The 25,338-nt window shown below is 55.0% G+C and carries 27 protein-coding genes and 1 pseudogene; 11 read left to right on the top strand and 17 right to left on the bottom strand.

Annotation, left to right across the window (positions count from 1 at the left end; translation table 11 throughout):
* Positions 1-98: 98 nt before the first annotated feature.
* Positions 99-2,279 (bottom strand): catalase/peroxidase HPI, encoded by a 2,181-nt coding sequence (katG, locus tag AC2FLP_RS10810; RefSeq protein ID WP_496683597.1) that lies wholly within the window; start codon positions 2,277-2,279, stop codon positions 99-101.
* A 107-nt stretch (positions 2,280-2,386) separates the two neighbouring features.
* Between katG and AC2FLP_RS10805 the strand changes: the two genes are divergently transcribed.
* On the top strand, positions 2,387-3,319 hold the full coding sequence (locus AC2FLP_RS10805) for a hydrogen peroxide-inducible genes activator (RefSeq protein ID WP_496683594.1): 933 nt from the start codon (positions 2,387-2,389) through the stop codon (positions 3,317-3,319).
* 49 nt (positions 3,320-3,368) lie between these two features.
* On the opposite strand, the gene AC2FLP_RS10800 is transcribed toward AC2FLP_RS10805, so the two are convergent.
* Positions 3,369-3,950 (bottom strand): carboxymuconolactone decarboxylase family protein, encoded by a 582-nt coding sequence (locus tag AC2FLP_RS10800; protein WP_299897567.1) that lies wholly within the window; start codon positions 3,948-3,950, stop codon positions 3,369-3,371.
* A 153-nt stretch (positions 3,951-4,103) separates the two neighbouring features.
* Here AC2FLP_RS10800 and AC2FLP_RS10795 point away from each other — a divergent pair, with 153 nt between their 5' ends.
* The gene (locus AC2FLP_RS10795; protein ID WP_299897570.1) at positions 4,104-5,210 is read left to right on the top strand and encodes a hypothetical protein; all 1,107 of its coding nucleotides are present in this window, start codon (positions 4,104-4,106) and stop codon (positions 5,208-5,210) included.
* Here the strand turns inward: AC2FLP_RS10795 and AC2FLP_RS10790 are convergent, their stop codons facing one another.
* Genes AC2FLP_RS10790 through AC2FLP_RS10775 form a run of 4 tightly spaced genes read right to left on the bottom strand, consistent with a single transcriptional unit; the run spans position 5,211 to position 8,122 of the window.
* Positions 5,211-6,260, bottom strand: a complete 1,050-nt coding sequence (locus tag AC2FLP_RS10790) for an aromatic ring-hydroxylating dioxygenase subunit alpha (protein WP_299897573.1) — start codon at positions 6,258-6,260, stop codon at positions 5,211-5,213.
* Positions 6,261-6,265: 5 nt separating this feature from the next.
* Complete coding sequence (locus tag AC2FLP_RS10785) at positions 6,266-6,601, bottom strand: carboxymuconolactone decarboxylase family protein (RefSeq protein WP_299897576.1); 336 nt, start codon at positions 6,599-6,601, stop codon at positions 6,266-6,268.
* Between the two features lie 12 nt (positions 6,602-6,613).
* A complete protein-coding gene (locus tag AC2FLP_RS10780; protein ID WP_299897579.1) occupies positions 6,614-7,372 on the bottom strand; it encodes an amino acid ABC transporter permease in 759 nt (252 codons plus the stop codon).
* 9 nt (positions 7,373-7,381) lie between these two features.
* Entirely contained in the window at positions 7,382-8,122 is a 741-nt protein-coding gene (locus AC2FLP_RS10775) for an amino acid ABC transporter ATP-binding protein (protein ID WP_299641773.1), read from the bottom strand.
* 121 nt (positions 8,123-8,243) lie between these two features.
* On the opposite strand from AC2FLP_RS10775, the gene AC2FLP_RS10770 reads away from it, so the two are divergent.
* Positions 8,244-9,014, top strand: coding sequence for a transporter substrate-binding domain-containing protein (locus tag AC2FLP_RS10770; protein ID WP_299897582.1), 771 nt, complete (start codon positions 8,244-8,246; stop codon positions 9,012-9,014).
* Positions 9,015-9,067: 53 nt separating this feature from the next.
* On the opposite strand, the gene AC2FLP_RS10765 is transcribed toward AC2FLP_RS10770, so the two are convergent.
* The 3 genes from AC2FLP_RS10765 to AC2FLP_RS10755 all read right to left on the bottom strand — a co-directional run bounded on the left by AC2FLP_RS10765 (position 9,068) and on the right by AC2FLP_RS10755 (position 11,390).
* On the bottom strand, positions 9,068-9,676 hold the full coding sequence (locus AC2FLP_RS10765) for a helix-turn-helix domain-containing protein (protein WP_117873956.1): 609 nt from the start codon (positions 9,674-9,676) through the stop codon (positions 9,068-9,070).
* A 78-nt stretch (positions 9,677-9,754) separates the two neighbouring features.
* On the bottom strand, positions 9,755-10,894 hold the full coding sequence (locus AC2FLP_RS10760) for an aminotransferase class I/II-fold pyridoxal phosphate-dependent enzyme (RefSeq protein ID WP_496683586.1): 1,140 nt from the start codon (positions 10,892-10,894) through the stop codon (positions 9,755-9,757).
* Between the two features lie 40 nt (positions 10,895-10,934).
* Entirely contained in the window at positions 10,935-11,390 is a 456-nt protein-coding gene (locus AC2FLP_RS10755; RefSeq protein ID WP_496683583.1) for a DnaA N-terminal domain-containing protein, read from the bottom strand.
* Positions 11,391-12,086: 696 nt separating this feature from the next.
* On the opposite strand from AC2FLP_RS10755, the gene AC2FLP_RS10750 reads away from it, so the two are divergent.
* The 3 genes and pseudogenes from AC2FLP_RS10750 to AC2FLP_RS10740 form a co-directional block, all read left to right on the top strand.
* Complete coding sequence (locus AC2FLP_RS10750) at positions 12,087-13,394, top strand: AAA family ATPase (RefSeq protein WP_117873962.1); 1,308 nt, start codon at positions 12,087-12,089, stop codon at positions 13,392-13,394.
* Entirely contained in the window at positions 13,391-14,500 is a 1,110-nt protein-coding gene (locus AC2FLP_RS10745) for a ParB/RepB/Spo0J family partition protein (RefSeq protein WP_496683580.1), read from the top strand. Before AC2FLP_RS10750 ends, AC2FLP_RS10745 begins: the two co-directional genes overlap by 4 nt.
* Before the next feature lie 563 nt (positions 14,501-15,063).
* Positions 15,064-15,390: pseudogene (locus AC2FLP_RS10740) on the top strand (IS110 family transposase); the annotation flags it as partial.
* Positions 15,391-15,435: 45 nt separating this feature from the next.
* On the opposite strand, the gene AC2FLP_RS10735 reads toward AC2FLP_RS10740, so the two are convergent.
* The 5 genes from AC2FLP_RS10735 to AC2FLP_RS10715 all read right to left on the bottom strand — a co-directional run bounded on the left by AC2FLP_RS10735 (position 15,436) and on the right by AC2FLP_RS10715 (position 17,579).
* On the bottom strand, positions 15,436-15,678 hold the full coding sequence (locus AC2FLP_RS10735; protein WP_282121184.1) for a hypothetical protein: 243 nt from the start codon (positions 15,676-15,678) through the stop codon (positions 15,436-15,438).
* Positions 15,679-15,692: 14 nt separating this feature from the next.
* A complete protein-coding gene (locus tag AC2FLP_RS10730) occupies positions 15,693-16,163 on the bottom strand; it encodes a hypothetical protein (protein ID WP_299643656.1) in 471 nt (156 codons plus the stop codon).
* Positions 16,164-16,551: 388 nt separating this feature from the next.
* The gene (locus AC2FLP_RS10725; RefSeq protein WP_282121186.1) at positions 16,552-16,857 is read right to left on the bottom strand and encodes a hypothetical protein; all 306 of its coding nucleotides are present in this window, start codon (positions 16,855-16,857) and stop codon (positions 16,552-16,554) included.
* A gap of 57 nt (positions 16,858-16,914) precedes the next feature.
* Positions 16,915-17,268 (bottom strand): hypothetical protein, encoded by a 354-nt coding sequence (locus AC2FLP_RS10720; RefSeq protein ID WP_176865328.1) that lies wholly within the window; start codon positions 17,266-17,268, stop codon positions 16,915-16,917.
* A gap of 59 nt (positions 17,269-17,327) precedes the next feature.
* Positions 17,328-17,579 (bottom strand): hypothetical protein, encoded by a 252-nt coding sequence (locus AC2FLP_RS10715; protein WP_496683575.1) that lies wholly within the window; start codon positions 17,577-17,579, stop codon positions 17,328-17,330.
* Positions 17,580-17,801: 222 nt separating this feature from the next.
* Between AC2FLP_RS10715 and AC2FLP_RS10710 the strand changes: the two genes are divergently transcribed.
* Together AC2FLP_RS10710 and AC2FLP_RS10705 are read left to right on the top strand one after the other, a co-directional pair.
* Positions 17,802-18,341 carry a hypothetical protein gene (locus AC2FLP_RS10710; protein WP_496683572.1) on the top strand — a complete coding sequence of 180 codons (540 nt, stop codon included), beginning with the start codon at positions 17,802-17,804 and terminating at the stop codon, positions 18,339-18,341.
* A 171-nt stretch (positions 18,342-18,512) separates the two neighbouring features.
* The gene (locus AC2FLP_RS10705; RefSeq protein ID WP_113789405.1) at positions 18,513-18,713 is read left to right on the top strand and encodes a hypothetical protein; all 201 of its coding nucleotides are present in this window, start codon (positions 18,513-18,515) and stop codon (positions 18,711-18,713) included.
* Between the two features lie 54 nt (positions 18,714-18,767).
* On the opposite strand, the gene AC2FLP_RS10700 is transcribed toward AC2FLP_RS10705, so the two are convergent.
* Positions 18,768-19,499: a Crp/Fnr family transcriptional regulator gene (locus AC2FLP_RS10700; protein WP_496683569.1), complete on the bottom strand. Its 732-nt coding sequence runs from the start codon at positions 19,497-19,499 to the stop codon at positions 18,768-18,770.
* A 155-nt stretch (positions 19,500-19,654) separates the two neighbouring features.
* Between AC2FLP_RS10700 and AC2FLP_RS10695 the strand changes: the two genes are divergently transcribed.
* Entirely contained in the window at positions 19,655-19,885 is a 231-nt protein-coding gene (locus AC2FLP_RS10695) for a hypothetical protein (RefSeq protein WP_496683566.1), read from the top strand.
* 23 nt (positions 19,886-19,908) lie between these two features.
* Positions 19,909-20,505 (top strand): fatty acid desaturase, encoded by a 597-nt coding sequence (locus tag AC2FLP_RS10690; RefSeq protein WP_496683563.1) that lies wholly within the window; start codon positions 19,909-19,911, stop codon positions 20,503-20,505.
* A 193-nt stretch (positions 20,506-20,698) separates the two neighbouring features.
* Here AC2FLP_RS10690 and groL read toward each other — a convergent pair whose 3' ends face one another.
* The gene (gene groL / locus AC2FLP_RS10685) at positions 20,699-22,321 is read right to left on the bottom strand and encodes a chaperonin GroEL (RefSeq protein ID WP_496683560.1); all 1,623 of its coding nucleotides are present in this window, start codon (positions 22,319-22,321) and stop codon (positions 20,699-20,701) included.
* A gap of 750 nt (positions 22,322-23,071) precedes the next feature.
* Complete coding sequence (locus AC2FLP_RS10680) at positions 23,072-23,470, bottom strand: DDE-type integrase/transposase/recombinase (RefSeq protein WP_496683906.1); 399 nt, start codon at positions 23,468-23,470, stop codon at positions 23,072-23,074.
* Between the two features lie 257 nt (positions 23,471-23,727).
* On the opposite strand from AC2FLP_RS10680, the gene AC2FLP_RS10675 reads away from it, so the two are divergent.
* A complete protein-coding gene (locus AC2FLP_RS10675) occupies positions 23,728-24,984 on the top strand; it encodes a class I SAM-dependent methyltransferase (protein ID WP_496683557.1) in 1,257 nt (418 codons plus the stop codon).
* The last annotated feature ends 354 nt before the right edge of the window (positions 24,985-25,338 follow it).

Raw genomic sequence — 25,338 nt, 5'->3', positions numbered from 1 at the left:
GTCTGTCGGAGCATGATTGCGGCATAGCGGGCATTAGCGGATGCAGCCCCCTGAAAAGATAATCAGGCGAGGGTGTCCTCGCCTGATTTTTTCATGTGTCAGGCAACCAGATCGAACCGGTCGTTGTTCATGATTTTGGTCCATGCCGCCACAAAGTCGCGTACGAACTTCTCGGCGTTGTCGTTCTGAGCATAAACCTCTGCATAACCGCGCAGGATCGAGTTCGAGCCGAAGACCAGATCTGCGCTGGTTGCGGTGAACTTGACCTCACCCGAGGCGCGGTCGCGCAGTTCGTAGGTTCCGCCGTCAACCGGATGCCAGCTCAGCGCCATATCCGTCAGGTTGACAAAGAAGTCTGTTGTCAGCTTACCCAGCCGGTCAGTGAAGACACCATGTGGCGATCCGCCATGGTTGGCACCCAGCACACGCAGGCCACCGACCAGAACGGTCATCTCGGCTGCGGTCAGACCCAGCAGTTGCGCGCGATCCAGCATCATTGCCTCAGGAGATACTGCGTATTCCTTCAGTTGCCAGTTGCGGAACCCGTCCGCCAGCGGCTCAAGCACCGAGAAACTGTCCACATCGGTCTGCTCGTCCGACGCGTCGCCGCGACCGGCCGAGAACGGAACCGCCACGTCAAAGCCTGCGGCCTTGATTGCCTGCTCCAGTCCGACATTGCCCGCCAGAACGATCACGTCGGCAATCGAGGCACCGGTTTCCGCTGCGATCGGCTCCAGCACACCCAGCACTTTTGCCAGACGCTCGGGCTCGTTGCCTGCCCAGTCCTTTTGCGGCGCCAGTCGGATGCGCGCCCCATTTGCGCCACCGCGTTTGTCCGAGCCACGGAAGGTGCGGGCACTGTCCCAGGCTGTGGTGATCATCTCGACTGCCGTCAGGCCGCTGTCTGCGATCTTCGCCTTGACGGCATTTATGTCATAATCTGTCGAACCAGCCGGGATCGGATCCTGCCAGATCAGGTCTTCTGACGGCACGTTTGGACCATAATAGTTGACGCGTGGACCCATATCACGGTGAGTCAACTTGAACCAGGCACGTGCAAATGTATCGGCAAAATAGTCCGGATCCGCCATGAACTTCTGACAGATCGCGTTGTAGGTCGGGTCGACTTTCATCGCCATATCCGCATCAGTCATCATGGGCATGCGACGAACAGACGGGTCGGTCGGGTCGACCGGCTTTTCGTTTTCGGGCATGTCGACGGGCTGCCACTGATGGGCGCCGGCGGGCGATTTGCCCAGCTCCCACTCGTAGCCGAACAGGTAGTCGAAATAGCCCATGTCAAACTTCAGGGGCTCTTTCGTCCACGCCCCTTCGATCCCAGAAGTAAAGGCGTTGGTCGCTTTACCGTTCTGATCAGGGTTCTCCCATCCCAGACCCTGGCTGGACACGGGGCAGGCTTCGGGCTCGGCGCCGATATTGTCGCCTGGCATCGCACCATGGGCCTTGCCGACCGTATGACCACCGCAGGTCAACGCCGCAGTCTCTTCGTCATCCATCGCCATACGGGCAAAGGTTTCACGGATATGCAGCGCGGTTTTGGAAGGATCCGGATTGCCGTTCACGCCTTCGGGGTTCACATAGATCAAGCCCATATGCACCGCACCCAGAGGGTTTTCCAGCGTACTGGGAGTTTCCAGATTGCCATATCGGTTCTCGGACGGGGCCAACCACTGGTTTTCCGACCCCCAGTAAACATCTTTCTCCGGGCCCCAGATATCCTCGCGACCAAATCCGAAGCCAAAGGTCTTCAGCCCCATGGCTTCATATGCAACGGTTCCCGACAGAACGATCAGGTCAGCCCAGGAAAGCGCGTTTCCATATTTCTTTTTCACCGGCCACAACAAACGCCGGGCTTTATCCAGGCTGGCATTGTCCGGCCACGAGTTAAGCGGCGCAAACCGGATGTTGCCCGAACCGGCGCCACCTCGACCATCCCCCAGACGATAAGACCCGGCCGAGTGCCACGCCAGACGGATCATCAGGCCACCGTAGTGACCCCAGTCTGCCGGCCACCAGTCCTGACTGACAGTCAGCAGCGCCTCGACATCGGCGCGAACCGCCTTGAAGTCCAGCCCTTTGACCGCTTCGCGGTGGTTGTAATCCGCATCCATCGGGTTCGTGCGCGTGTCGTGCTGGCTCAGAATGTCCAGGTTCAGCGAATCCGGCCACCACTTGGTAACGGAATTGCCCGTTCCAGTATTGCCGCCATGCATGACAGGGCAGCCGCCGGATTGGTGATTGTGGGGGGTACCGTCCATTGTAAATCTCCTGAGTATTTACCTAGGGGTTCAGATATCTTGACTCGTACCTTACAGCTTCGATAATTGGAAATTTGTAATTACTATCGTTGCGATTAGTTTTTCATATGAAAGCACTCACGCTTAAACACCTGCGCTATTTCGAGGCGCTCGCCACGCACGGCCACTTTGGCAAAGCGGCTGCGGCCAGTGCGATATCGCAGCCCGCGCTTTCCATACAAATCAAAGAGCTGGAAGCAATCATGGGTGGGCCGCTGGTCGAACGCGCGGCCCGTCAAACCCGCCTGACAGCACTTGGCGAAGACGTGCTGAAACATGGCCGCGAAATCCTGACCCGGGTCGAGGATTTGGGGAATTTGGTGCAATCCCTCTCAGGCCCCTTGTCCGGCCGCATCAGAATCGGGGTCATTCCCACGGTTGCACCTTATTTGCTGCCCTCGATCATCAAAGCTTTGTCGCAACGTTTCCCACAACTGACCATCGAACCAAAGGAAACGATAACCAAGACGTTGATCGGTGAAATACTGGATTCAAAACTGGATTTTGGCGTCGTTGCCCTGCCTGTCTCGGAACCCAACCTCCGAGAATTCTCGCTGTTCAACGAAGACTTTCTGCTGGTTCGCCCGGCGCAGGATGCCAAGCTGCCGATGCCAAGTTCGTCGCAGCTCAGAACCATGCGCCTGCTGTTGCTGGAAGAGGGGCATTGCTTCAGGGATCAGGCCCTGTCCTTCTGCTCAATCCGCAATATCGAACCGCAGCACATCATGGAGGGCAGTTCGCTTTCCACACTGGTTCAGATGGTCGGCGCCGGCATCGGTGTAACCCTGATACCGGAAATGGCGGTTGGGCTGGAAACCCGATCCGCGGATGTGTCCATTGCCCGGTTTCAGGACACACCGCCGACGCGGACGATTGGTCTGATCTGGCGAAAGACCAACCCGCTTAGCGAAAATCTATTGAAGATCGGCGCGATCATCCGCAAAACAGCGGAAGAAAACACGTGGGGCATGAAACCACCGCAACCCAAAGCTATCAGCTGACCCCCCAAAACGTTGTTCTACGGCACGGAGCCAGACCCGCCGCAACCCATCAGTCGTCACCCGTATAAAAGCCGATCACATCATTCTCGGTCGTTGCGCCAAGACCGTTCAGCAATCGGTTGGAATAGTTGAAATAGGCGCAGACCTGGTTGACCTCCAGGATCTCTCCGTCTTCACAGCCTGCGATCTTGAGCACTTCGAAGTCGGACTTGACCATTTTACCGACATCCGTCGTCAGCTTGGCGGCATAGCGCAGCAGCGCCAGTTCTTTGCCTTCGAATTCATCCTCGGGCCGATGGGCCTTGAGCGCGACAAAAATCCGGTCGCTGCGCGGCTGGTCCTTCAGCAGGTTGCGCACGTTCATGAAGTGATGGGTCAGTGAATAGGTGCAATCATTCAGGATCGAAGTATAGCTGGCGACAACCTCGAGAAACCAGAATGGCAACTGGTTGTCATCGGAATGCAGGACCGAACGATACAGCGTCACATGCCCGTTCATCGTTTCGGGGCGCAATGAATGCACACGCATGACCGTGTCAACGGTGCCATGAGGGGTGCGGGCCTTGTCCAGCAGCTCTTTCAGGCGGCCGTCGGCCTTGCCGTCCGAGATCATCTCGATCCAAGCACTCATTGCTATGTCTCCTGTCCTGTTCGGGCCCAGCTTATGAACAAAGCCCTCAAGCATGTCAGTTAATTTTTTTCTTAAGGTGAAATTTTTTCTGGATCACAGAAACGTGAAAGATGTAAAACACCAACGCGGGGGATTTTTTGAGGATCAGCGGAAATGCACAGTCCAGATCTCATGGCGGGTGCTGAAAACCTGTTGTTCAGATGCGGTGGCCTGACGGCGGGCGACCAGTTGCTTGTGGTCTGCGAAGATGCGGCCAACGGTTATTATGATGCCGAGATCACAGGGGCTATCGTCGACTGTGCCCGACAGAACCGGATCAAAACCGCAGTTCGAACTCTCCCATTCGAACCCATGGGTCCCTTGGTGCCTGAAGAGCTGAAATCGGCGATGAAGTCGGCGGACTGCACCCTGTTTCTGTCCCGCACCGGCGATCAGATAAGGTTCGACGCGGGCATGGAGGACGTTCGGCCCATCATGTCGTACGCGCTGGACGCCGGAATGCTGGCGTCGGGTTTCGGGCGAGCCAACTACACCGGGTTCGTCGAGCTGAAAAACGCTGTCAACACGCTGCTGGCCAACGCCGGGCGCATCCACGTGACCTGCCCGCTTGGCACCAACTTCGCTGGCCCGGGCGCCGCCTTCCCGCCATCAGGTGCCACGGATGTCAGCATCACGCGTTTTCCGATGTCGGTTTTTGCCCCGGTTCCCGCGCAGGGGTTCTCTGGTGTGCTGGTTCAGGACGGGTTCCTGGTCGGCACCGGATCGAAGTTCTATGAACCATACGGCTGTGACCTGCGAGAACCGCTGACCATCCGGTTCGAAAACAACCGCCTGACCGGTTTTGACGGCCATCCCATGGATGTGCATTGTGCGCAGATGCATTACGAAAAGGTCGGTCGGATGTTCGGTCTTGATCCCCTGACCATGCATTCCTGGCACGCAGGTATCCATCCGGGCTGCGCCTATACCACCCCTGCCCAAAGCAGCTTTGAACGTTGGAGCGGATCTGCCTTTGGCAATCCGCGCCTGCTGCACTTTCACACTTGCGGGCATTATGCGCCGGGTGAGATTTCACTCAACGTGCTGGATCCCACGATCCGGGTGGATGGTGTTGCAATCTGGGATGCCGGTGTTCTCCGGGCCGATCTGTTGCCAGGTGGAACGGAAATCCTCGAACAGTATCCCTGTATCAAAGCGGTGTTCGACGACCCGGCCCGACACGTAGGCCAGGGCGCGAACGGGCGCTTGTCGGCCGGTTGATCAGCCAGCCTCCTGCGCAATCAGTTTTGCAACCCGCGCGCGGAAGCGCATCGCGCCCGCGTCCAGCCCGAGGTTGATATAGCCGGTCTTGCGCCGTGCCATGCCTGTTTGGACGTATTCCAGAACCTCTTTGTCCTCGTTGAAGGCCATGACCGCGCCCTCAAACATGCGCTGCGACATGGCTGCGTCATCCGCGTGCATGTTGCGGTGCTGGAACCAGAAATACCGAGAGGTTTCCGCATCGACCGGCGTGATGAAATTGTACGAAATGTTCACAAAGGCATTGGGCGACATCGGTCGATCCGCCCCGCCCTCACCCGTCGGAGTGTAAACGGACATGTTGATCGCAGTGGACGGCAGACGGCATTCGTAATGCTGCTTGCGGTCACAACTTGGCCCAAACGGCAGTATCGGCGCGTAGTAGGGCGGCGCGGGTTCGTCCGCGATCCAGCGCGAAACAATGACACCGCTTTCGGTTTCTTCAAGATCCAGCGGGCGGTTGTCGGTCCCTGCCCCGGCAAACGAGGTCAGATGCACCCAGGCCACATGGCTTGGATCCAGCAGGTTGTCGATGATGTAAAGGTAGTGGCACGCCATCTCCATCGCTCCGGTCCGGGTCTTGCCCCAGGACGGGTTGTCGAAATTGGGGATATCGATGATATCGTCAGTGCTGGCGTTATCCGGGTCTCCCATCCAGAGCCACAGAAACCCCCAGCGATCTTCGGCCGGGAAGGCATGCACGGCGGCGCGGCGCGGAGGATTGTCCAGCTGTGTGGGGGCGCTGACGCATTCACCGCCGCAGCCGAAAGTCAGACCGTGATAGCCGCAAACCACATGGTCCCCTTCAATGGTGCCCCGAGACAGCGGCAGCTTTCTATGCGGACATGCGTCCTCCAACGCGATCGCTTTGCCTGTCGTGTCACGATAGACCACTATCTCTTCGCCCAGCATTCGCACGGCGCTCAGGCTGCGGCCAAAATTCTCGGACCGTCCGGCGACATACCAGCTGTTGCGAATAAACCCCTCTGCTCCGGCCAGATCAGGACGCATGTTTCTTACTCCGAAAACACATCAAAAGCATTGAGCGCCTTGGCGCTATACGCATAGGACGGCCCTCCGCCCATATAGGTGGCCATAGCCAACGCCTCGCACATCTCTTCGCGGGTAGCGCCCAGCCGGACCAGCGAACGCACATGAAATCCAATGCAACTGTCGCAGCGGGTCGCGATCGCAATGCCAAGCGCCATGAACTCCTTGGTTTTCTCGCTCAGCGCTCCATCGGTCTTGGCGGCCTTTCCCATGATGCCAAAGCCGCGCACTGTTTCAGGCACCTCCTTTGAAAAGGCCCCGATATTGGCCTCGGTCTCGGCCATGAAATCTTTCCAGTCCATTTTTTTTGCTCCTTATCCGCGCTCGTCCGCGCCCATACGACGCTCCAGCCAGCGCACCCCGGCTGAGATGATCAGAACCAGGATCAGATACTCGAAAATCAGCAGGGTATAGATTTCCAGCGGGCGGTATTCCGTCACCACCAACTCATTCGCGCGGCGGGTCAGTTCCTGCATCCCGATGACGCTGGCGAAGGCGCTCATCTTGACGATGTAGATGAACTGGTTTGCCAGCGGCGGCAGAATACGCCGGATTGCCTGTGGCAGGATCACGTAGCGCATGGTCTGCACGTAGTTCAGCCCAATGGTTTGCGCCGCCTCGCGCTGGCCTCGGGCAATGGACTGAATCCCCGCGCGGTAGATTTCGGCAGTAAAGGCACTGTCAGAAATCGCCAACGTAAGGATCGCACCCCAAAAGGGATCAATGGGGATGTTCACCCCCATGGATTGAAACACGATCGGCAAGCCGTAAAACACCCAAAACAACATCGGCAGCAGAGGGATGGCGCGGATGAACTCCACGTAAATTCGGTTAAGCATCCGCCAGCCGCGTTTCTCGGACAACCCCGGCAAGGCGACCAGCAGCCCGATGGCGATCGAAATAACGGCGGCGATCAACGAAATCTGGATCGTCGCGCCCATGCCCGAGATCAAGAATTTCACATTGGTCCAACCCGACGCCGTGGTCGGATCGATCACGTACCAGCCCCAGGTCTGGGACGACGAACATCCTGCCAGCAGAAAAAGTGGAAGAATCAGAAGAGTTTTTTTCATCGGCTCCACTCAGTGCTGCAAAATCTGGCTGAGGAATTGGCGGCACCGTTCAGATTGAGGTGCCGTGAAGAAATGTTCGGGGTTGCCTTCCTCGACAATTTCGCCTGCATCCATGAAGATCATCTTGTCCGCCACCTTGCGGGCAAATCCCATCTCGTGCGTGACAACCACCATGGTCATGCCCTCATTCGCCAGTTCGACCATCACATCCAGCACTTCCGAAATCATCTCGGGGTCCAGCGCCGAAGTGGGTTCATCAAACAACAAGACGCGCGGCTCCATGCACAGGGATCGCGCTATGGCGACACGTTGCTGCTGACCGCCCGACAACTGAATGGGCTTTTTTTCGGCCTGATCGGGAATATGCACCCGATCCAGATAATGACGTGCTTTTTCCTCTGCCTCTTTGCGGCTTAGACCGCGCGCTTTGACCGGGCCCAATGTCAGGTTCTCCAACACGGTCAGATGAGGGAACAGGTTGAATTGCTGGAACACCATGCCGACCTCGGACCGGATCCTGGCCACGGATTTTGCGTCATCCGTCAACTCGATCCCATCTACGCGAATGGTTCCTTTCTGGTGCTTTTCCAACTGGTTGATACATCGCACAACAGTGGATTTTCCTGACCCTGAAGGTCCGCAGATCACCACCTTTTCGCCGCTGTTAACTGTCAGATTGATATCCTTGAGAACGTGAAACGTGTCGAACCACTTGTTCACGCCCACAAGTTCGATTGCGGCGTCTGGCATAAGCTGAGCTGCCCCTGTTTTAGTCCCAGTATAATATTTTCTTGAGGTTATCTTTCCCTTTGGGCTTAAATCAATGAAGAATACGGCCACAAGGTCGAAACGCCACCAACGGGAGAAACCTATGAACACTTTTTGGAAAGCTGCGGCAGCCGCTGCGCTTGGGCTTGTATTGTCAGGCGCTGCGAACGCGCAATCTGCACTGAACGAGGTGCTGGATTCCGGCGTGCTCAAGGTTGGCACCACGGGCGATTGGAACCCCATGTCCCTCCGCGACCCTGCAACCAACAGCTACAAGGGGTATGACATCGACATCATGAACGAGCTGGCCGCCGATCTGGGTGTTGAGGTCGAATATGTCCCTACCGACTGGAAAACACTGGTCAACGGTGTGGTGGCAGGCAAGTATCACCTGACCGGGTCAGCTTCGATTTCGCCACCGCGTATGAAGGTCGCGGGCTTTTCCGACAGCTATATTTCAGTGGAGCTCTTCCCATACACGACGAAGGATAAGGCCGACAAATTCGACGGTTATGACTCGATCAACCAACCCGGAGTGGCGGTTGCAACGACTTTGGGCACCACATTCGAAAAACGAGTCCGCGAGTGGTTCCCGAATGCTGAGATCAAGGTGGTCGAGGCGCCGGCCCGCGGTTTTCAGGAAGTAATCGCCGGTCGGGCCGACGTGTTCATCACGTCGAACATCGAAGGTTCGACCCTGGAGGAAAAGTTTCCCATAGTACGCGTCAAAAACGCGGGTCCCCGTTCGCCGTCGCCCATCGCGATGATCTTGCCGCAGGCGGATCAGGTCTGGATCAACTATGTGAACAACTGGATCGAAGTGAAAAAGGCACAAGGGTTTTTCGAAGCAAATCGCAAGAAATGGGGTCTCTGACCCTTTTCACATTGCTTTGTTCCCCGAACGCCCGGCCCTGTTGCCGGGCGTTTTCAATTGTCGCCCGACACGGCTTTGGAAACCACGGTGACAAAGCTGACCTTGTCTGTTTTCAACTCGATCGGCCCGTGGGTGGCATTTGAATCAAAACTCAGGCTGTCGCCCGGACGCATATGATAAGCTGCTTCACCGCAACCATAGACCATCTCACCAGCTGTAACATGGATGAATTCGACACCCTGGTGTTGGTAAAGCGGACGTTCGTCCAACGGGCCTTCCAATGTAACGCTGAAACTCTCGAAACTGACATGTTTTGCTTCCGCCCGACCGATCAGCTTGTAACTGTGCCCAAAACCGCTGCCCAACCGTTGAACGGTTACGCCTTCGCCTGCGGCCACAAATGACACGTCCGTGCGTTCGACCGTACCAGCGAAAAAGTTGATCAGGGGAACGCCAATCCCTCCTGCCAGGGCCTCAAGCGTCGCCAGTGAAGCAGACACCTGACCGCGCTCGATCTTGGAAATCATCGCCGTGGATACACCGGACCGCTGAGACAGTTCGGCCAGAGTCAACCCTGTCAGCGTCCGGTGAGTCTTAACTGCTGACCCAACCAGTTGATCCAGAGGCGGTTTTTCGGCGGAAAGAACAGGTGAATCTTCCATTTGCGAAGCCTATCGACACGAATGAAAAAGGCAAAAGAAATGTCACCGAACCACTCGCATAAATTCGACGGCAAACCCTTAGCCTCCGTTCAGAATGTCTCCTGTAAGATCATTCAACTTTGCCAGCCCGTCCCGCAAATGATCTTCGGGCAGGGCCGAGCTGAACCGAAAATGATTCTCGACCCCGAACCTCGACCCCGGAATGACCAGCACGTCTTTCTCGCGCAACAGGCGCATGCTGAACTCCTCCGATGCGATCGGTAGATTGAACCGCACGAACGACAAGGCCGACGCCTGAGGTGGTACAACCGAAAACACCCCCTGATGCCGCGCCAGTTCTTCCGTCAGAACGTCAAACCCCGTGCGGATCAGACGGCGCGCGCGGGCTTTCAGTTTGGATCGCGCTGGTTCGGCAAGTGCCTTGTCCGCCAGTTCCATCGACAACATGGATGCCGCGATCGAGGCATATTCGTGCCGCCGCCAGCATTGCTGAATAATATCTTCCGGCCCCACAAGCCAACCCAGCCTCAGACCCGGAAGTCCATAGGCCTTGGACATGGAGTTCACCACAAGAACCCTGTCCGTACTCCCCCAGAAGGAGGGCGTTTCAGTATCTCCTTCCCGCTCGGTTCCAGCATATACCTCGTCCGAAACAATCCAGGCGCCGACTCGCTCGGCTGCCGACACGATACGCGCGCGGTCCGCTTCGCCCAGAATTCGGCCCGTTGGATTGTTCGGATTGACCACATGAATGATGCGGGTCCGGTCATCGACGGCCCGCTCAAGCGCCTCGGCGTCAATGCCCCACCCTGCGGATTCGATCAGATCGACCCACCGCACCTCGTTTCCACGATTGGCGGCGTTTCCTGAAATCTGCTCATAGGTCGGTCGAAAACACACAACATTGTCGCCGGGCCCTAACACCGTATTGGTGACCAGAGTGTTCGCTTCGGTTGCCCCGACCGTGACCATTACCCCATCCGGAGAAGCCCCCGGGTAAAAATCTGCGATGGTTTCGCGCAGGGATTGCTTTCCATTGACTTGCGGGTAATCGATCATCGTGATCAGCAGAGTATCGAGATCAATCTGTGCCAGATCCATCAATCCCTGGAGCGACATAGGGTGTACGCCGCTTTCCGAGAAATTGAAGACCACTCCGTGCTCTGTGTCGGAAAGGAACTGTTCGACCCGAAAAGGCTGAAAACTCCGGTTGATCATGACTCATCCTTTGTTCGGGTGGGCTTCGTGCCCGCCGCCCTTAATCGGCCGCTTCTATACGAACCGTCCTGATACTGGGATCAACGCGACTGTAAGCGGCCAGCAATCGCGCTGTCCATTTCTGTGCAATGTAGTCAGCCATAAACCGCGAGGGCGCAACCAGGGTGACGCTTCCCCCTGTCCTTTCCGCCTCGGACAGGTGCCGAAACCAGCTCGCCCACAGCTCGGGATCACGCCCGTGGAGAATCGATTGCACCTGTGACCAGACATCCTCAGCCGCAACTTCAGGTCCCACGGGTTTTGCCGCGAAAGGCACGACATTTGTAACGGGCTCAGAATCTTCACTCATCCGGGTCTGGAAATCGGGTCCTATGATTGGCCAGACCTTCTGCGTATCAATCATGATCTGTTTAAGGTCGATTTCGTAGACAGCGACCCGACCCCGTGCAGCAGACCGTTTTACCGTTACCCATCCTAATGCGCGAAAATTGGCCATTTCGCGCTTTACGGTCCTTTCGTTCACTGCCCACAGACGCGAAATTTCTTCACGCCCAATCGATAATTCATTGTTCCGCCAGTTATATCGGGTCGTAATCAAGGCGATAATGCGCAGTATACTTCGCTGTCGATGCTTGTCGCCTGACAACGCGTAAATGGTGAGCGCCGATAATATATCGTATTTTAAGGCCGCCGCATTTCGCCCGACCGGTTTAGCCAGCTGCATACCCGTTCTCACCGTTCTGTCTGCCTCGGACGGGTGTGTCCCGTCTATCTTGCGCTGTTTACCAACGCTTTTCGTCACCTTGGCCTAATTAGCGTCCAAAGCTTCGATTCTGTCAAGAAGAGTCTGAAAAAGGTCAGAAACTTGCGCCAATCCAGATCAAAAAATAAAAGAAATCTGGTGAAGTATTGGTGAGGGGGGACATGCAGGGCGTCCCCCTATTCTTGTATTATGTCCCCCTATATGTGGCCGTTTCAAGACATATGCCCCCCTAAATGCGGTTGAGGGTTCCATGCGAATCGTCGCCCTACATCTTTCGACCACCCGAATCGGATTCAGGCTTGTAGGCCCTTGTTTTCTTACCCGTGGGTAAGATTGCAGTTTCATCATATTTTCTTTTGCGTAAAGCGCAAATCAAGCGTAAATAAAAAATGAACAGAAATTTACGTTCTAAGCAAAGAGACATGAGGCATGTACACGCACGAAGACCTGAATGCATTGCGCAATCAATCTCTCAAACTACAGGGGTGGATTCGTCAGCAGACTTTTAGCCCCGAGATGGAGAAGACACTCCGCCGGTTCTCGAGCTGGGAGGTTTCCGAGCTGATCTTCCGGGTCAACCAGTCAACTTTTCGCGGAAAGCTTGCCGCTGATCCATCTCTGCCTGGTGGCGAAGTTGAGCCCGAGGGACGGCAGCGCTGGTTTAGCCTGGAAGAAGTGAATGAGTTGCGACGGCGGCTCAAAGTGAATCGCAAGTCCCTTATGCCACCTCGTCCCGAGGGTAAACGTGCCATTCGCGCGGCTGTGGCAAACTTCAAGGGCGGTGCGGGCAAGTCGACCGTGGCGTTGCATCTTGCTCATGCGGCCGCGCTTGATGGTTATCGCGTTCTCGTCGTGGACTTCGACCCTCAGGCAACGTTGAGCCATTCGATGGGTCTGACCGATGTGGCCGAAGACTATACTGTCTGGGGGATCATGGCACGTGACCTGATCCGCGAGACGGAACGTATGAACAACCGGCCCGCAGCCGCGGAGTCTGGAACCGCCCTACCCCACCGGGAGTTGCCGCCGGCGATTACGGATATGGGGCTTGGTGACCTGCGGATCAGCGATTTCATTAGAAAGACATCATGGTCCACCATCGATGCAATACCATCCTGTGCGAACGCTGCCTTCGTCGAGTTCGCCTCGGCGCAATATCGCCACCTGAACCCAGAATGGTCTTTCTTTGCTGCGGTGTCCCGCTATCTGGATCAAATCCCTGATGATGCCTATGACCTGATTCTGTTCGATTGCCCTCCTGCCATTGGATATCAGTCAATGAACGCGGTGTTCGCGGCAGACATGTTGTATATCCCGTCCGGCCCGGGGTATTGGGAATATGATTCGACCACATCCTTTATCGGTCAGCTGGCCGAGGCTTTAGAGGATCTGGCTTACGGGTTCGACAAAACCTTACCCACGGGTAAGATCGGCCTTCCCAAAACGTTCTGCGAGTTGCGGTTCCTGCTCACGCGGTACGAGCCCGGCAACGCTTTGCATCTGGCGATGTTTGATGCCTTTCAGAAAGTTTTCGGGGACCACGTAGCCCAGCACCCGGTTGAAATGACCCGCGCGGTTGAACAATCGGGCCGCTTTCTGAGCTCAGTCTACGAAATGGACTATCGAGAGATGACCCGGGAAACCTGGCGCCGGGCGCGTTCGACTTTTGACAATGTTTACGAGGAATTCCGCGGTGTGATGCTGTCTGCCTGGGACAAGCTGGAGGATGACGCATGAGCCGTAAGCGCAGAATGTTTGATATCGACCTACCTGCAATGGATGATATTCCTGTCGGCAAGGTTCCGGATAAGGTTCTTGAAAAGCGGCGCGGCCCGATGGCTGCGGCCATTTCGGAAAATGCCGATGCGCTGCGCGACCAGCAATCGACGGAAGAATCAATTCGTGCAGAGAATGATCGCCTTGCGCATGAACTGGTTCGCCTGCGGTCCGAAGGTCTGGTAACGGAACGGGTGGCATTGGCTGACATCCTTTTTGAAAAGCTGACTCGGGATCGCAAGCCGGGACCGGATCCTGAACTGGACGAACTAAAGGCGTCAATCCAGGAAATCGGATTGTCCAACCCGATCCGACTTGAGCGTCGTTCAGATGGTCGATTTGAATTGATCCAGGGAATGCGACGCCTGTCAGCCTATCGGGCCTTGTATGAAGAAACGGGCGATGAGTTCTACGCCAGAATTCCGGCGGGTATCTCAGAGGCGGGCGATCTCGATAACAGTTACCGGCGCATGGTGGATGAGAACCTGGTCCGCAAGGATATCTCTTTTGCTGAAATGGGCGCTCTCGCACGCGCGTATGCCGAAGACCCGGCAAATGATTGCCCGGATGTAGACAAGGCGGTTTCCACGCTGTTTAAATCTGCCAGTTATACAAAGCGGAGTTACATCAGATCATTTGCCAGTTTGCTGATGATGTTGGACAAGGTGCTGAAACATCCGAACGAAATTCCGCGCAACGTAGGCGTTGAGCTGAAGCGCAAACTGGATGCAACGCCAGGTTTGGTGCGCCAGGTGAGTGACGCGGTCATGAGCGAGCCGGACCGAGACGGAGCGCGGGAGGTCGCAATTCTCAGGTCTTTTCTGGGCGCTCCGGAAACAGGCGTGGCAAAGAAGGTTCCCGTTGAAAGTGCCGGCAAACCACGACGTGCAAAGACCACGTTTCAGGTATCTGGACGGGCAGGGATCGCGAAATGCTCAGCTTCCAGCGGCCGAATTGAGTTGCGATACGATTTGGACTTTACGCGTGTCGACCGCAGCAAACTTGAGGCGGCGATTGCCGCTCTGATTGATGCTCTCCCTGAGGAAGATGATCTTACCCATGGGTAAGATTCTGTTCGAAGGTTCGAAAAAGGGCGCCGGATCAAACCGACGCCTGAGTTTTTTCGCAAAAGCATAGCGGGTACCAACAAAAGCTTCCTGCCCACAAGGCTTCTAGGTTAGATCCAGTGTTCCGGGGCGAGCGTGACGAGGGGCTTGAGAGCGCGAGGCTTCAGCCATTTGTTCAGAAGTGGTGGTTTCACGGGATGTTGTAGCTGCCTAACAACACAAAGTTCAGGTCGACGCGAGTATGTTTTTGTTGGCGAAGGGTCTCCGGCAACTGCTTGAGCTTGCCGCTTGCAAAGGATGGAACGGAAGGTGCCAAGGTCACATGACAGCCAGTCTGCGCCAGATGTTCGGCGAGGCAAATTATACCTGATAAGGGGTACTTATCAGTTGTAATAGTAAGTTTAGAAAGTAACAAATGTAACGAGCAAAAGGGTGAAATATTGCGCGCAATACAGATGGAAGCTCTGCTTGGCAACAGAAATCGCGGGCTCTGAAGGTGTAGACGCCCCCGCTGGCCTCGATGTGCCATTGTCGGTTTGCAAACAACATGATTGGAGGCGTCTATGGAAGAGATTAGCATGATTGGCCTGGATTTGGCGAAGAGCGTTTTCCAGGTGCACGGAGCAGATCACTCGGGTCACCCTATTCTGCGGAAGAAACTGCGCAGAGGTCAGGTCCTTGAGTTTTTTGCCATGCTACCGAGATGCGTGGTTGCGATGGAGGCTTGCTCTAGCGCGCATTACTGGGGCCGCGAGATTGGTCGCCTGGGTCACGATGTCAGGCTCATCCCACCTGCGTATGTGAAACCGTTTGTGAAGCGACAGAAAAACGATGCCGCTGATGCAGAGGCCATCTGTGAGGCTTCGATCCGTCCCACCATGCGTTTTATCTCGGACAACAACGGCAGGCAGCCCTAAAAACAAACAAGGGATCTATCACGACCGGCCGCCAGAGCGGCGACCTTGACTGACGCCTTCCGGCACGGCCGCGCGCCAAGCAGAGGTGGCCTTGCAGCGGGAACAGATGCGTTCGCCAAAACCTTCGCTCCAGAAAGAGGATTTGCAGCGCAAGCAGAACCGTTCCTTGGGCGCATCTGCAAGCGCACGCTTTGGCGGGTCCGAGACGATGAATTCCTTCTTCTTTTGCATCAGTTCCTTGCTTTCCATTGACTCAGGCATTCGCTTCTTCCACTTCATTCAGGTACAAGCGAAGTGGCCTGTTGGCATGGCATCCCTTCATTTTCGGCGTTCTGAATTTCAGAGCTGTCCTGCGAAAAAACTTGCGGGATATCGTCTTTGGGACTTTGGTCAACGAGATCGATATTCTCCCGCGTTGTCCGCGATCCCGAGTAAAGATGCCGCAATTGGGCCTCGGATACCCCGTCGGCCTGCATCACAAGCTGCACCATTGGGTCTGCCAGCATTTCTTCCAGAAAAACATCAGACAGCTCTCTTCCTGAAAGCTTGTCCTTCGCGCGGGCATTGTCGAGATCAATTAATGAAACGGTTAGGCTCCGGGTTAATCCCGGATGGGAAATGCGTGGATGCAGGTGGACAACAACCGAGGCCTTCCAAGCTTCAGGGTCTTGGTGATCCGGAGGCGAGGCGAGTTCGGTCTCGATTTCATACTCGCCGGCGGGGAGCGTTTCTGCAAAACCGGGCACTGTGAATGGCCAGTCGAAAACTGCGATGGTCTTGCTGAATTGGTCATCCATTGCGGTGGTCCTTTCGATTAAGGGCCAGGTAGGGCTCGCCAGCCCGTTCCGGCGCGACTCTCGGGGTTTTTCGAGATTGGCTGAACCGGCCTTTGCCGCCCTGATTGTCGGTTTCCTTATTCGACGGTTCAGCAGGACGGCAGACCTAATAGCCAGGTCATTGAAAGACATGATCCCAATCGATTTCGGATTTTCCACTGAGACCTCGGTGCGTCGGTCAGACCCGAAAATTCGCACGTAGCCTATCAGTATATGGGGTTTGAAGGGCCGATTTACTACGGCGCGTTGCCAAGCAAATCAGCACATGACGCTCGGTATCGGACCGCTATTTGAGAAGTTACAACAACTTCAAATTTAGGCAGGCTTCGCTATCCCCGTTAGTTTTGGCAAGTTTTCCTTGCATAGTCGAATTCTCGCGACATCCGGCGCGTTTATTGCCCCCAATAAGAGCGTTGTAGTTCATGCCTATTTTCATTTCGCGCCTGACGGGCCCGGTGAGTTTGGCTGAGCCGGTGTGATCGCTTGTTGCGCCGCGGTAGATTGTACTTGAGGGAAATTTCAGACTGCTTGCATCGGCATCCCACTTTCTAACACCAAGGGTCGAACAGGTTCCTTGGTCGCCTTCCAGTTGCAATCCAAACATCCCACTTACCGTAGCAAACCAGTGTGAATTGACAAGGGCGGCCTTGACGCAATCATATTAAGATGCATCAAGGTTCAGCCCTTCTATGCACGCTTTGGCGAGATCGCGGTTCGGAGAATCGGAACCAGGCATGGTTGCCCAACCCGCATCCATCACGGCGTCGCGTCGCTTGTACGACGTGGCAGCCTGGATCGTTGCGAGCTTTGCTAAACGCTGATTATCCGTGCGGGACATGTCGTGGCAAATTGGCACGAGCGCCGCGATCACCTGGTCCCGCGCCATTTCGCTTGCCAACTTGTTCGCGCTTCCGCCAGTCATCCAACCGCCCCAAGAAAATCCAACGACGCCGACAAACACCGCGCCGAGCAGCGCGCCATACATACCAGGTTTCAGCCATTCAGGATTGGTCATATCAAGTCCTCCAGCGGAGAAAGCGCCGCTTCGCTATGTTGAATTGTTTCACAGTGGGCCTAGTCGCAGGCAATGGCATGCTCCAGATCCTTTTGTGTTGCCATGTGCATCGTTGTTTGACCGACATGACTCCCTCGACCCCTGACCATCAGGTAGGTCGCGGTGCGTCGGTAAGCCTCAAAGCTGACGCCTTGCAGCAACTCCTCCTCGAAGAGAATTTCATACGCGCCAGCCGGAAACACGATGTCGCTGTTTCCCAACCTGAAGGCATTGGTGAACGTCACCTTTGACCTGATCGAACGCGTGAGCATCCCATACCTCCGTTGAATTGATCGCTGGATTTCCGGTACCGACCATGGTCGGCCGCATCAGTCCAAATGCCCCGTCAAGTCACAGCACTTAGGGCTATATTATTCCCAACCCACGGGCTTTATGCTGATCGAAGTTAGTACCCATCAGGTTCTTTACTGTCAGGATGTGTGCAACAGCCTCACTCCCGACAATCGGGGCTAGAAGGTGGCGCATCCAGGCAGATGCAAGTCTTTGCGCCTTGCAGCAATCAAGCAATATTGAATGCGGTATCCAACGCGTTGGTCGGTATCTTTGTCCCAACGATTTTTGTCGAGCGCCGCTCCCCCAGTCCGAAAGGAAAAATCATGTCTGTATCAGATGTTCTTCGCCCGGATGGCTCCGACTACGACCCTTTCCTGCTTGCAGAAGTGGGTGAAGACAAAACCGGTGCAACAGTCACGGTTTTGTCAGCCCTTGCGCGTCTCGGGCTCGAGCCTTGGACCGAGGCTCGTGAGCTTACACTTCTGGGCCGAGATGCAGCGCATGCCCGGCTGAAAGCGCATCTTTCAACAGTCAGAGATGTACCCACGCTTAATCATGCGAGCGGCAGTGTGGCGACAAAGTTGGTGGCCTTGTTACCTAAGCGCGTGTCGCATCGCGTTTCGAAACTGCCAGAGACAATAAAGTATAACGGCCCCAGGATCCCGATTTATTGGATGCTGATTGCACTCATGGGCGCTCTGATGTTTGCGCGGATCTTTTATCTGGCTCAAGCGGGCTAACCTGCGTCAGTACGAAGGCGCTCTGAAACCCGTTAGGTAACATGTGTCCGCTGTGTATTTGGTTGGCATTTTTTTGAGTATCTGAGGGGCGCGGGGAACATGGAGCTCCCCAAAAGAGCTGTATGAGTCTCGTGCTTCTCATTCTCGGACCGTCCAGGAAAGGACATTCCAATGAATGATGAAGACCAGAGTCAGGAAAACCACACCGTCAAACACATGGCCTCCGTTAAGGCCGCCTGGGACAAAGCGCCAGAAGGCCCCAAAAAGGCGACGGCATTGAAACACTATCAGGCCGCTGAAAGTGCCCACGAAGCAGAAAATGACGAAGAGGCTCACAAGGAACTCAAGGAAGCCAGTCGGGCGCTGATGTAACGTCACGCGTTTGAGATGTAAGCAGGATCGTCCAAAACCAGATTGTGGGCCCAATCAGGCCAGAAGCGGCCGTTTCTGATCCAGATACGCTGGATCGAAATCCGCCAGTTTAACCAGACCCTCATAGTTATTGAACGTCACAAACCCATCCCGAAATGTAACCAACTCGTCCTCCCTGAGTTTGCGCAGGACGCGGTTGACGTGAATGGCGCTCAATCCCAGTGCATCGGCAAGATGGTACTGTGTGAGCGGGCAGGCATAGCCTTTCTTGCTGCCCATCCCCACAAGCGACAGCCTGACTCCAAGTTCCAGTAGGAAATGTGCCATGCGCGCATCCGCATCACGCCGCCCAAGCCCGACAAGATGTTCGACAACCATCGCTTCGTCGCGTGACACGGCCCATAAAATTGCAGTGGCCAGCCGAGGTGTCTCTGCGAAGGCTTGCAAAAGATCGCTCACCAGAACCTCGGCGGCTTCGATATCAACAATCGGCTCAATGCCATGGTCTGACGTGTGCAACAAAACGCTGCGCAGCCCAAGGAAATCCCCTGGAATCTGGAAATCGACGATTTGGCGTGATCCGTCAGGCTGAATCTTATATGAAACAACCCAGCCGGCGGCGAGGATATAGGCAGCCTGTTCCGATTGTCCCTGATGAACAAGATCTCGGCCAGCCTCAAAGGTTCTCCTCCGCTGGTGCAATTGTTCCAAAACGACCAGTTCCGCCTCTGCCAAGGCAACAAATGCCGAGAGTTTCTGTGTTAGCGGGCTGGTGTTGGTGTTCATCGTTGAATTTCCTCGAGCCTGCAAAGACTCTACGAAGAATTTGGTATTGAGGCTACTTTCGATCAGTCCAAAATACCAAAACTCATGTGACAATAGAAAAACCATCACCACCTCGCCTGGTCGCGAATCCAATGACTTTAAAAGGAATGACCCCAATGTCAGATCACCAAGATCCCGCAGGCATGGCTGCACTCTCGATCTGCGAGGCTCTTCTACTTGCCTTAAACGATCTCAATCTTCTTCAGGAACGTGAGATCGTCGGGGTTTTGCGCGATGCCGCGGTGACCCACGAGTGTGCCAATGGTTCGGATTTAGAGCTAGAAACCCATTCGGCAGTCGCCAAATTGATCAACGAGATTATTGTCAGCGGTAACTTCTCGCGCTGATCTTAGATCACGCGGCCAGGTACTTGTACGTCCTGTTGTTCGTGTTTCTGCCGACGATGCTCCTCGCTGCAATTGCTGGCATGTGGTTCTTTTACCTGCAGCACCAGTTCGAGGATATCAGTTGGCAGCGGGAAAATGATTGGAGCATTCAGGATGCGGCGCTTGAAGTCGGCTCACACTTCGCACGGCCCGGTATGCTGCGCTGGATCACCGGGAATACCGGAGTTCACCATGTTCATCATCTGGCCAGCCGCATCCCGTTCTATCGTCTTCCGGAAGTCCTTCGAGGTCATGACGTCCTTGCCAACACCCGGCGCATCACTCTCCGCGATAGCTTGCGCTTCACAAGCCTCGCGCTCTGGGACGAAACCGAACACGTCGTTATAGTGAGTTATGAAACAATCCGGGAATGGATCAGAAACTTCGGAAACCAAATTGCGAAGCATGCCAGAGCGGCGCTCCAATGGCCTTCGGACACCATGGGCCGGAGTTGCGGCTATTGCCCATGTCTCCATCCGTTCCTGACGACGCGAATCCTGCACGCTCCGCCTTGGTTGCAATCTTCGTCCTGCGACTATGAAAATTACTTTTTCTTACTCCCTATCTTGACCGGCTTCTGACCCTTAAAGAAGTCGGCCGTCGCCACGATTTTTTCCTTTGCTTTCTTTGGCTTTTTAACTTCGCGGTTGCCGCGCCTCTTGTCACCTTTCGACATCTGAATTCCTTTCAGGTTGGTTTTTCTCAATACGTTTACATGTTACAAATCGACCGACTGCATTGAGGTGGTCCCGTCGTTGGGCCAAAAGACCTGCGTCACGCCCTCAAGGGTCCCAAATCTGATGCAGTTCCAGACCTGTTGGGTTTTTGTGCGACCATCGCCTCGGTTGTGATCAGAAGGCTTGCAATCGACGCCGCATCTTCCAGAGCAACCCGGACAACTTTGGTGGGGTCAATGATCCCCGCTGTCAGCATGTCGACATAAGTTTCCGTTTGAGCGTCGAACCCGAAGGATGGGTTTTCGCTTTCGATGATCTTTGCCGCGACGACCGATCCGTCCACGCCGGCATTTTCGACAATCTGACGCAGCGGTGCCTGGATCGATCGGCGGACGATCCTGATGCCGGCATTCTGGTCGGAGTTGGCGCCCTTTAGGGTTGCAAGCGCTTTGCTCGCATGCACCAGCGCAACACCACCGCCTGGAACAACACCTTCCTGAACCGCCGCGCGAGTGGCGTTCAACGCGTCGTCAACCCGGTCTTTGCGTTCCGTTACCTCAATCTCCGTGGCCCCTCCGACCCGGATGATGGCGACCCCGCCTGCCAGTTTAGCAAGACGATTCTGCAGCTTTTCCCGTTCGTAGTCGGATGTCGTATCTTCGATCTGCGAGCGAATCTGGGCGACCCGTGAAGTGATTGCTGATTTGTCGCCCGCGCCATCAATGACGGTCGTATCGTCCTTGGAGATGACGACTTTCTGTGCGGCACCGAGCATGTCCAGCGTGACGGTTTCAAGCTTGGTCCCCAAATCGGTCGAGATCACTTGGCCGCCCGTCAGTATCGCGAGATCCTCCAGCATCTCCTTGCGGCTATCCCCAAACCCAGGCGCCTTTACTGCGGCAACCTTCAGCCCGCCACGAAGCTTGTTGACCACAAGCATGGCCAGCGCATCGCCCTCCACTTCCTCGGCAACAACCAGAAGCTGCTTTTCGGCTTCCATGACTGCTTCGAGCAACGGCACCATGTCGGCAAGAGACGACAACTTGCTCTCGTGGAACAGGATAACGCAGTCTTCCAGCTCTACGCTCATCTTGACCACATTTGTTATGAAATATGGGCTAAGGTAACCGCGATCGAAATTCATACCTTCGACCACTTCGGTTTCGGTCTCCAATCCCTTGCTCTCTTCAACCGTGATTACGCCTTCAGTGCCGACCGCAGCCATCGCATGGGCGATCTGACGGCCAATCGCTATATCTCCGTTGGCGGAGATGGCCCCTACCTTCGCAATTTCGACACTGTCGCCAACCGGTCGGGACAGGTCCTTGATCTTTGCGGCGACGACCCGGACGGCTTGTTCAATGCCTCGCTTCAGATCCATCGGATTCATGCCAGCGGCAACGGCCTTCATCCCTTCCTTGACGATCGCCTGAGCCAGTACGGTAGCAGTGGTTGTGCCGTCGCCAGCCTCTTCGTTGGTGCGGGACGCGACTTCCTTCACCATCTGGGCTCCCATGTTTTCAAAGTGATCCGGAAGCTCGAATTCTTTGGCAACAGTAACGCCATCCTTGGTGATACGCGGGGCACCGTGGGATCTGTCCAAAATGACGTTTCGACCTTTGGGACCAAGAGTGATCCTGACGGTGTTCGCCAGCATGTTGATCCCTGTTAGCATTCGGCTGCGCGCATCAGAACTGAATTTGACGTCTTTGGCGGACATGTCGGGAACTCCCTGAGACAAGGATTGGATGATGGTCTGCCGCGTCGGAAAAGACCGACTGGTCCATGGTCTTTTCGTCTTCGTCGAAAAGGCGACGTCGAGTGAATGGCCTCGAAGCGCTCTTTGTAAGGTTTGCCGAGCAGAACAGCACTGGACGGAGGCGTGCTGATCGGGCGAGTTTCATTCGGGCGGGAGCGGTGGCGGTTTCTTTTTCGGGTCCACTTCAAAGGTCGGGAGCCAAACCACTACCGCGCGGTGTCACAAACATCGAACCGTGTTTTTGGTGACTATGATCGCGTTAATCAAGTCAGCAACGGCCTGATGGCATTTTGTTTCCAATCCTATTGTTGGAGCGTTTTCGTGAGCCGTCGCCGCGGCGCGTAATACCCTCGCGACATGGCGTTGCGGAAGCAATTTTTTGATTACTCAAGGAGAGCGACGGTGTCTCGCTGGTCGAGAGTGCCGCCATTCCTGCAAACTCTGTTGGGTCAGACATCATGGGCGGTTCCTGTTGCGTGAATTCATCAGGATCAGAATTGGGCCCGATGAATTCAACCATCGTTGCAGAATTTTCTGCACGCTGGACTGATTGAAAGCAGCTTCGCGTCGAATTTTCTCATGAAATTTTCGTCGCACTTGGAGTACCCAATAAAAACAAGCGAAAACAATCCTCTCACTCGAAAACTATCTGCAATCGTCGCTCTTTCGAGTGCTGAACGGTTGTGTTGCAAACTTTTAGAACGGCCAGAGTTAGCGACATGCTGGACACATTTGTCCAGCGATCACAGCAAACAAACGAAAGCCCAAAGTTGTAGCGCTAGAGAGCTGCATTATTCGGATCATATAGACGACTTCAATGCCATCCAAGTTAGCGGACGCAGATGCGAAAGATTTGAACCCACACATGCGCCGAACACGCTGTATTTTGAACTGATGTTCTTGCTCGATCAGTCTATTCAGGAGTTTCGACCTTATTGTCTGTACTTTAACCGGGCAACCAAATCGCCTCAAGTTCCTGTTCACTTCTTGAATACCTGCTGCGTTGGCTCCGCTCTTATCGATTACGGTTTTGCCAGTGCTTCCGATTGAAGACAACGCTTTGGCAAAGAACTTGGTTGCTGCGGGACCGTTCCATCGCTCAGGCAGCACGAAATCATGGGTGTTCCCTGTCACCTGCTTTATCGACAGTTCGATAAAGGCGCATCCAATTGCCGCGAACACGCAGTTAAGTCCGGTCCATGCGCCAGGAATTCAGCACAGGGCGCCTTTTCGATTGTGCTCGCGCGGCGATCATCGGCGAGTATTTGGGAAACTACCTATTCAATGTGGCGTTATCTACGCGCACGACCGACCGCTCTGCGGACACTAAGCGGACATAACTTGCTCCTTCAACTTGTGCGATTGCCATGGAGTGTAGTCTAATCGTGGAAGCATTGGAGGACGTCACATTGTGGGTGTCATTGCTTGACCGCCTTTTGACCAAGATCATCCAAGAAGGTGAGCTTGCGGTGACTTGGCCGGATGGGCGTTGCAGCACCTATGGCCGCGGAAAAGGGCCCAGTTCAGCCATAACCCTCCACGACAAAGCGCTTCCGCGCAAATTGGTAATGAACGGCGATCTCGCCTTGGGCGAAGCCTATATGGATGAGACTCTCACAATTTCGCAAAACGATTTACGCGGCTTTGTTTCGCTAATTGTGCGCAATGCAAACAACTATGGCGGTGGGCGTTACGGCACGTCGGTCACAGGGCTGCGCAAGTCGCTTAGACGTATCGCACAGTATAATCCCGTTCATATCGCGCGCAGAAATGTCGAACATCATTATGACCTTTCCGCTGATCTCTATGAACTTTTTCTTGACCAGGACCTTCAATATACCTGCGCCTATTTCTCAGATCCGGTGCAAAGCATCGAAGAGGCCCAGGTAGCAAAGAAGGCGCACATAGCCAAGAAGCTCTTAATCAAACCAGGAATGACAGTGATGGATATCGGCTGTGGTTGGGGCGGCATGTCAATTACCTTGGCGCGAGACTATGGAGCGAAGGTGGTTGGTGTGACCTTGTCCAAAGTGCAGTTGGAATATGCAAAAAGCAGAGCCGAAGCGGCCGGTGTCGGGAATATGGTCGAATTTCGCCTGATCGACTATCGAGAGGTCGACGAAGAATTTGATCGTATCGTTGTGGTCGGAATGATGGAGCATGTTGGTCGGCCCCAATATCCAACATTTTTTCGCAAACTGCGTGAGAATCTGAAACCGGATGGCGTCGCATTGGTGCATACAATCGGTCGATCCACCGCACCCGGTCGAACGTCGCCATGGATTCACAAATACATTTTTCCCGGCGGATATGCACCATCAATGTCCGAAGCCATGAAGGAGATTGAAAAGCAGGACTTGGTGACCACAGATGTTGAAGTCTGGCGCGGCCACTACGCGCGAACGCTTCAATGTTGGCAGGAAAAGTTCGAGGCCAATCTGGAATCGATCCGCGACCTCTACGATGATCGGTTTCTGCGAATGTGGCGATACTATCTGATCGTATCCGAGATGGCCTTTTCGGAACAGGGCTTGGTTGTATTTCAGTTTCAGCTAAGCCGAGGTCAGATGGTTGTTCCTGTAACCAGAGATTATCTGTGCAAAACGTCTAATCAATCGGGCTGAACTCACGATTTGCGGGCCAATCCGCTATTCGCGGGACAGTCGGTCAAATTCCGCCACAAGGCGCAACGTTTTTCTTTATTGGCCCAACCGACCCGAGCGTGCATATTTGGGCGTCATGAAAAACAAATAGTGAACATGTAAACCAGTTGCCATTCGTTGTGCCCTATGCGTACCGATAAGACGCGAGGTGATTTCAACGGACAAACTGGACTTTTGCGTTTGCGGCGGATGCACGTGCCGAAAACCCAAAACTTTGAACCTATTAAACGCGGATGGTGTGGATGACGTTTGCTCCCAAACACCGCGTTTGCGGCAACGGGTGTCGGTCGCAATCTGGCGTTCGGCGCTTCGCTT

The sequence above is a fragment of the Ruegeria sp. CDSA141 genome, from assembly GCF_059612005.1.
The sequence above is the reverse complement of the archived record's forward strand: the minus strand, read 5'-3'. Positions and strand labels throughout refer to the sequence as shown.